This window comes from Pseudoalteromonas sp. GW168-MNA-CIBAN-0100, from assembly GCF_040309225.1.
Lineage (GTDB): Bacteria > Pseudomonadota > Gammaproteobacteria > Enterobacterales > Alteromonadaceae > Pseudoalteromonas > Pseudoalteromonas arctica.
In genome coordinates this window covers 1-241 of sequence record NZ_JBEOOL010001020.1, presented here as the reverse complement: position 1 = coordinate 241, position 241 = coordinate 1, and the positions used below count along the sequence as shown (strand labels likewise).

Here is a 241-nt window from a genome sequence, read left to right as displayed (position 1 = left end):
ACTGAGCACAGTGCTTGAAGATACACTCTCTAATATAGCTACTATCGTAGCCCCTGTCTGCAATCACCGCTTTAGTCTGGTTGTTAATGGTGCTACATATCAACGCCTTTGCCATCTTAGAGTCATGTACTTGCCCACCTGACAGCTCAACATGTATAGGGTTGCCACAAGCATCGACCACTAAGTGCAGTTTGCTGCTATTACCTGCAACGCTTTTACCAATGGCCTCATCAAGATGACT

1 protein-coding gene is annotated in these 241 nt (G+C 45.6%); it reads right to left on the bottom strand.

The window, feature by feature from the left end:
• The coding region (locus AAEY62_RS24440) for a transposase (RefSeq protein ID WP_350637071.1) at window positions 1-241 on the bottom strand (241 nt) is incomplete at both ends.